This is a genomic window from Rhodococcus sp. EPR-157 (genome assembly GCF_001647195.1).
Taxonomy (GTDB): domain Bacteria; phylum Actinomycetota; class Actinomycetes; order Mycobacteriales; family Mycobacteriaceae; genus Rhodococcoides.
The window spans coordinates 1-7,977 of the sequence record NZ_LVCV01000689.1 but is presented as its reverse complement, the minus strand read 5'-3'; the positions used below and the strand labels follow the sequence as shown (position 1 = coordinate 7,977).

The 7,977-nt window shown below is 64.1% G+C and carries 2 protein-coding genes; one reads left to right on the top strand and one right to left on the bottom strand.

Translation table 11 applies throughout. The features are described from left to right. On the bottom strand, positions 1–2,416 hold a 2,416-nt coding region (rpoB, locus tag A2J03_RS29425; RefSeq protein ID WP_068381783.1), incomplete at its 3' end, for a DNA-directed RNA polymerase subunit beta. A 1,187-nt stretch (positions 2,417–3,603) separates the two neighbouring features. On the opposite strand from rpoB, the gene A2J03_RS29420 reads away from it, so the two are divergent. Continuing rightward, positions 3,604–7,977 (top strand): type I polyketide synthase (locus tag A2J03_RS29420; RefSeq protein WP_068381782.1); only part of this gene is annotated, 4,374 nt, incomplete at its 3' end.

Sequence of the window (7,977 nt, the reverse complement as noted above, 5' to 3'; positions counted from 1 at the left end):
GCTCTTCAGGGGTCAGCTCGGTCTCGCCCTTCGGCGTGACCTTTCCGACCAGCACGTCGCCGTCACGAACCTCGGCACCGATGCGGATGATGCCGCGCTCGTCCAGGTCCGCGAGGACCTCGTCGGAGACGTTCGGGATATCACGAGTGATCTCCTCGGCACCGAGCTTGGTGTCGCGGGCATCGATCTCGTGCTCCTCGATGTGGATCGAGGTGAGAACGTCCTCTTCCACGAGGCGCTGCGACAGGATGATCGCGTCCTCGTAGTTGTGGCCTTCCCACGGCATGATCGCCACGAGCAAGTTCTTGCCGAGCGCCATTTCGCCGTCTTCGGTGCAAGGACCGTCGGCGAGGACCTGGCCGGACTCGACGCGCTGACCCTCGTCCACGATGGGACGCTGGTTGGCGCACGTTCCCTGGTTGGAGCGCGCGAACTTGCGCATCCGGTACGTCTTGCGGCTTCCGTCGTCGGCCATGACCGTGACGTAGTCGGCAGAGACCTCTTCGACGACGCCGGTCTTGTCGTTGATGACGACGTCACCGGCATCGACTGCAGCGCGCAGTTCCATGCCCGTTCCGACGATCGGCGACTCGCTCCGCACCAGCGGAACAGCCTGACGCTGCATGTTCGCGCCCATCAGGGCACGGTTGGCGTCGTCGTGCTCGAGGAACGGAATCATCGCGGTTGCGACCGAGACCATCTGACGAGGCGAGACGTCCATGTAGTCGATGTCGGAGGACGAAACGAACTCGACCTCTCCACCCTTACGACGGACGAGGATCTTGTCCTCGATGAAGTGGCCGCTGTCGTCGACAGGCGAGTTGGCCTGTGCGAGCGTGTGGCGATCCTCTTCGTCTGCCGTCAGGTAGTCGACGTCGTCGGTGACCTGACCGTCGACGACCTTGCGGTACGGCGTCTCGATGAATCCGAACGGGTTGACCCGTGCGTACACCGACAGCGAACCGATCAGACCGATGTTCGGGCCCTCAGGGGTCTCGATGGGGCACATGCGGCCGTAGTGCGACGGGTGAACGTCGCGGACCTCGAGGCCGGCGCGCTCACGGGAAAGACCACCCGGTCCGAGAGCCGACAGGCGACGCTTGTGCGTCAGACCCGACAGCGGGTTGTTCTGGTCCATGAACTGCGACAGCTGGGACGTTCCGAAGAACTCCTTGATCGCGGCGACGACGGGACGGATGTTGATCAGGGTCTGCGGCGTGATGGCCTCGACGTCCTGAGTCGTCATACGTTCACGAACGACGCGCTCCATGCGGGACAGGCCCACGCGGATCTGGTTCTGGATCAGTTCGCCGACAGTGCGCAGACGACGGTTGCCGAAGTGGTCGATGTCGTCGACCTCGACAGGAACCTCGACGCCGTCGGGTGCCGTCATCGAAGTGTCACCTGCGTGCAGACGCACGAGGTACTCGATGGTCGCGACGATGTCTTCCTCGGTGAGCGTCGACGCCACGATCGGCTGGCCCGAGTTGAGGCCGAGCTTCTTGTTGATCTTGTAACGACCGACGCGAGCGAGGTCGTAGCGCTTGTCCTTGAAGAACAGGTTCTCCAGCAGAGTCTGCGCAGACTCCTTCGTGGGCGGCTCGCCCGGACGCAACTTGCGGTAGATGTCGAGGAGAGCCTCGTCGGTACCGGCAGTGTTGTCCTTCTCCAGCGTGGCCATGAGGATCTCGGAGAAGCCGAAGCGCTCCGTGATCTGCTCGGTGCTCCAGCCGAGAGCCTTCAGCAGCACCGTGACGGGCTGGCGACGCTTACGGTCGATACGAACACCGACGGTGTCGCGCTTGTCGACGTCGAACTCGAGCCATGCACCGCGACCAGGAATGACCTTGACGCTGTGCAGATCCTTCTCCGTCGTCTTGTCGATCGAGTGATCGAAGTAGACGCCGGGTGAACGGACCAGCTGCGAGACGACGACGCGCTCGGTTCCGTTGATGATGAAGGTGCCCTTGTCGGTCATCATGGGGAAATCGCCCATGAAGACCGTCTGGCTCTTGATTTCACCGGTGTTGTTGTTGATGAACTCAGCGGTGACGAACAACGGCGCCGCGTACGTCATGTCCTTGTCTTTGCACTCGTCCATCGAGGCCTTGACCTCGTCGAACCGTGGATCGGAGAAGGAAAGAGACATCGAGCCCGAGAAATCCTCGATAGGGGAAAGCTCGGTCAGGATGTCCTCGAGACCGCCGGAGACATTGCTGTCCCCGCGCGCGGCGGCACGGTCGCGCCAACTCTGCGCACCTACCAGCCATTCGAAAGAATCCGTCTGTACATCGAGGAGACCGGGTACCTCCAACGGTTCGCGAATGTTCGCGAACGAAACCCTCCTCGGGGCTCCCGGTGTTCCGACAACTGCCTTGGTCTGGCTAGAGACTGCCAAGATGCGTCCTTCCAGCACCTCACGCGGGCCGCTCGTGCAGTGCGACCGCCGCTGTATCTGCTTGCTTAATGTGGGGCGAATTCGCTGGTCACAACCAGACCGAATCCCCATCGCAGCAGTACGAAGACGGTGCTTCGACATACAGCAATCGAGAGGTGGACAGGAGGCAGCCAGCGCAACGTCCAAAGATACCCCAAATATGCGCAGCGCGCAACAGGGGCATCAAAAGTAGCACCCGACATTTGAACCCGCGCGACGATCGACCACAGCGTGTCGCGGGCTCGACAACCGTTCGACCGGTTGCCACGGGGTGCTCTACGAGGACAAGACTGAACCTTGCAGCTCCGTGCGTCAAGGGGGCCGAGGCGAACATTTCGTGCCGCTCTCGGTCCGGGCCTTCGGCTCGGCGAACAGGACCGGATGGTTCGGTTCCTGCTTCCGGACCGAATGTCTCATTCGGTCACCTGGCGGGCTGAACGCGCACGTTGCAGCCCGAGCACGCGTTGCAACCCGCGCGGCCGCTGGAACGTGCGCGAAGCGACCCCGGGCCGCAGCGAACGACTCATTCGGTCACTCGGCGCCGGCCGAAACCCGGCCGCAGCGAACGACTCATTCGGTCACTTTCACCCCCGAACGCGCACGTTGCAGCCCAGGCACGCGTTGCAACCCGCGCGGCCGCTGGAACGTGCGCGAAGCGACCCCGGGCCGCAGCGAACGACTCATTCGGTCACTGGGCGACGGCCGAGCCCCGAGCCCCGAGCCCCCGGAGAGCATCGACGTAGCGGAACGAAATCATCTGCACCACTTACGAATACCAATATCTCGAAAACCAGTCTCCGAAACACACTGCCGCTCAACGTATCCGACGTCAAGCGCTCCTCGATTCACAAAACAGACGATCCGGTACGCACCTGAAGTCGCGAAACATGTTGAAACCTGGACCTTGTCATCGTTCATTGAGACATCCGATACGCCTCGCCAAGCGCCGATTCTCCTATGGCCAATCCCGACGGTATCTGCTTATATTTCACCCAGCGCACGGGCGGATCGGTAGCGGTCGACCGATCCCTCGGCGCACGACGGCGTTTCGGGGGGAACACGGTGATCGATCGACACTTTCGTATGCACTGCACTGCGCATGCACGGCGGCCTGCGCCTCCCCGAGCTTCCGCTTGTCAGGGCCATCAACGCGTCATAGGAGAGTCATGGTCGAGATTGCAGTTGTCGGTATCGGGTGCCGGTTTCCGGGAGGCGTGCACGACGCGCAGAGTTTCTGGGAGTTCATGATCTCGAAGGGTGACGGAATCGTCGACATCCCCGCGGACAGATGGAACGCCGACAGATTCTACGATCCGGATCCGGACGCTCCCGGCCGCATGTACACCCGCAGGGGCGGGTTTCTGACGCAGTCGCTGTGGGACTTCGATCCGGAGTTCTTCGGTATCTCACCACGCGAGGCCGCGGTGACCGATCCTCAACAGAGATTGCTGCTCGAGGTCGCCTGGGAGGCCCTCGACGATGCAGGCCACGCCGGGAGAGTATCCGGACAACCGATTGGGGTGTACGTCGGCGGTTTCACCAATGACTCTGCTGGACTTCGTAGTTCGAAGCTCAGTCGCTCCCACATCAACGCCCACAGCGCGACGAGTTCGTCCCACACGCTGTTGTCGAACCGCATCTCGTACGCTCTCGACCTCGTCGGTCCGTCGATGACGATCGACACGGCATGTTCGTCTTCGCTGGTAGCGGTCCACGAGGCTGTTCGTGCGCTCGACCGAGGCGAGTGCACGATGGCACTCGTCGGCGGTGCCAACACGATGATCAGACCGGAAACGTTCATCTCGATGTGCAAGGGTCGCTTCCTGGCGTTCGACGGCCGTTCGAAGTCGTTCGACGCCTCAGCCGACGGATACGGCCGCGGCGAGGGTGCGGGAGTTGTGCTGTTGCGCCCGCTGGCCGATGCGCTACGCGACGGCGACCGCATCTATTCGGTCATCCGCGGATCCGGCGTCAACCAGGACGGGCGCACCATAGCAATTCCCGTTCCGAACCCAGTATCGCAGCGCGCACTCGCCGAACGGGTCTGCGCCGAAGCCGGTGTCGAACCGAGCCAGGTCGGCTACGTCGAAGCGCACGGCACCGGCACCTCGGTCGGCGATCCGCTCGAGATGGAGGCACTCGGGGGCGCGTACGGCGCGGTCGAGGGTCGCGAGATTCCACTCGTCGTGGGCTCGATCAAGGCATCGATCGGACACACCGAGGCAGCGGCGGGCATCGCGAGCCTCATCAAGAGCGCCCTGTCGATCCACCACCGAACCATCGTCCCTCAGGCGTGGCTCGATACCCTCAACCCGGCAATTCCGTTCGACGAGTTGGCAATTCGCATCCCCACCGAGGTCGAACCGTTCCCGGTGCACTACGACCGACCGATCGTCGCAATCAACGGGTTCGGCTACGGCGGAACCAACGCGCACGTCGTCATGGAAAACGCACCGCATTCCGAGGCGTCCCTTCACCGGCCCGCAGCCGTGCGCCTCTTTCCCCTGTCCGCCCGAACCGACGTGGCCCTGCGCGCGGTGGCGTCCTCTCTCGCAGACGCACTGGAAGCCATGGAAGCCCTGGAAGCCCTGACAGACGACCTGACCGTACGCAGATTCACGGCCGCCGCGTGGACCAGGCGCGCACACCACCCGGTACGCACGTCGCTCAGTTTCACCGACGCGCAAGACCTGCTGGTCAAGCTGCGCGAAGTGGCTTCAGGTACCGGCACGACATCGCACGTCGTGGACACCACTGGCGCCGCACCGGTCTTCGTGTTCAGCGGGATGGGGCCGCAGTGGTGGGGCATGGCCCGCGAACTCCTGCACGCGGGCGGCGAATTCGCGCGCATGGCGGACATCGTCGACGAGCAGTTCATCGAGATCGCAGGCTGGTCCATCATCGAAGAACTGTGCCGCGACGAGGAGCATTCGCGGGTCACGGACACCGAGGTGGCGCAACCGGCCAACTTCCTGGTGCAGGTGTGCCTCGTCGCCGAATTGCGCTCGCTCGGTATCGAACCCGACACCGTCGTCGGGCACAGTGTCGGCGAGGTCAGCGCGGCATACGTCAGCGGCGCATTGAGTCTGCACGACGCCCTGCTGGTCAGCTGCCACCGAGCACGGCTACAGGCAACCACTGCCGGCACCGGCTCGATGCTTGCCGTCGGGCTTTCCGAGGGCGACGCCATCGCCTACCTGGCGAAAGCCGGATCGGATATGCCCGAGCATGTGTCCGTGGCCGCGATCAACAGCCCCAGCGCCGTCACCTTGGCCGGCGACGCCTCGCACCTTGCCGCTCTGGCGGACGCGCTGACCGAGGGCGGAATCTTCGCCAAACCCCTCCAGGTCGAGGTGCCATACCACAGCCACTTGATGGACCCCATTCTCGACGAGGTCGCGAGCAGCCTCGCATCACTCGACCCACACACTCCCAGCCTGACCCTGTTCTCCACCGTCACCGGTAGCGAGGTCACCGGCGCCGACTGGGACGCCACCTATTGGTGCGAGAACGTCCGCAAGCCTGTCCGCTTCGCCGATACGATCGCCGGGTTGGTCGGTCGCGGACACCGTGTGTTCCTCGAGATCGGCCCGCACCCCGTGTTGTCGGGGAACATTCGCGAAATCCTCATCAGGACAGGCGATCCTGGCACGTCCATCGGCACATTGGTACGCAGGCAGAGCGACGCGGAATCGCTGAGTACCGCCCTGTCGAACCTGTACGCAGCGGGTTCGTTCGACGGCCGTATCTTCGCGACAGAAGGCACCATTGCCTCGCCGCACGTTGCGCTTCCTGCCTATCCGTGGCAGAAGACACGGGTGTGGAGCGAGGACGACGCGTCCGTCGCGGACCGCTTCGGAACCGACACCGTCTATCCGATGCTCGGAGATCGCTCCGCTTCGGCGGCGTCGGAATGGCAGGTGGAACTAGCAGTCGCACAGCTGCCATGGCTGCAGGACCATGTCGTCGACGGGCTGGTGCTGCTGCCGGGTACGGCGTACATCGACGCGGCGTTGAGTGCAGCCGCGGTCCGCTCAGGACGACACGAGGTCGGATTGGAACACGTCGAGTTCGTAGCTCCGCTCGTCGTCGACAAGCACGATGTTCCGGTGCTTCAGGTATCGGTCGAGGACTGCACCCGGCGTTTCGTCATTCGCTCGCGTTCGGCGACGGACACGGTGTGGACGGTCAACGCCACGGGTCGTCTCGTCGAGGGGCATTTCGACGCGCCGTTCGTTGCGTCCGACACCGCGCCCGACGCCACCCACATAACCGGCGACGACCTGTACCCGCTTCTGGCGGCCGCCGGCCTGCAGTACGGGCCCGCATTCCAGGGGATCGAGACCGTTGCGATCGGCACAGACACGGTTGTGGCCTCCATCGACGCCGCGCGCCACGGCGGGTCGAGTCACCTCGTGCACCCGGCCGTTCTCGACACCGCACTGCAGTGTGTCGCGACGCTGTCCGCCGGCGCATCCGGTGCGGTCGTGCCGTTCTCGATGGGTACCGTGCGCCGTTACGGTCCGCTCCCGGATCACGCCACCGTCGTCGTGAAGCGCACGTCCGTCGATCCGATGCGTGCCGACATCACCATCACCGATCCCGAAGGCCGAGCTGCAGTCACTCTCGGCGGCGTCGAATTCCGAGCGATCGCACCACCGCAGTCGCTCCACCATCGTCTGTCGAAGGTGTTCTACGAACCGGTGTGGGAACTGCACGACAACCGCGATCTCCACGCGATAGGAACCGAAGCGGCCCGCGACTTCGCACTCGTTCTGATTCTCGGAGACGCCGACGTCACCGCGCGCACACGCGCCGAGGCAATTGCAGCGTCACGACCGTCCTCGATGATTCTCGACGCCGATACCGTGACCGTTCCCGAGATCGTCGCGGTACTTCGAGCGGGGATGGCAACCGATGCCGTCGACCGCGCAACCGTCGTCGCCGTCGCCGGACGGTTCACCGACTCGGCGTCCGCGGTCGGATCGCTGCTCGCCGCAGCTCGTACCGTCCACGTGGCGATCTACGGGGACGACATCGGCCCCGCGGCCGACCCGGGCAGCGTGAACGCAGTCATCGTCGCCGAGCGCGCCTTCTGCATGCCAGGTGACACGGAAGGCGCCGATCTGACTCACGCGGGGCTCGTAGGGGCACGACGGTCACTGCGCAACGAACAGTCCCCCGCCGCATGGCGTTTCATCGACACCGAGCCCTCGACAACGCTGTCCGAGATCACTGCAGAGACCTTCGCATTCGGTCCGTTCGCAGGCGATGTCGTGGACGAGGTGGCGCTGAGGCAGGGCTCCCGCTGGGTCGTCACCCTGCGCAGCAGCCTGGCCGAACACCTCGCCGTTCGAGATGAGCCGACGACGCTCCGCGACCCAGAGCAGTCGTTCGCCATCGAGGTTCCGGCTTCGAAGTTACTCTCGGACATCACCTTCCGCGCACATCGGCGTCGTGAACCGGGTCCGGGCGAGATCGAAGTGAAGATGGAAGCCGTCGGACTCAACTACAAGGACCCGCTGAAAGTAATGGGGGTC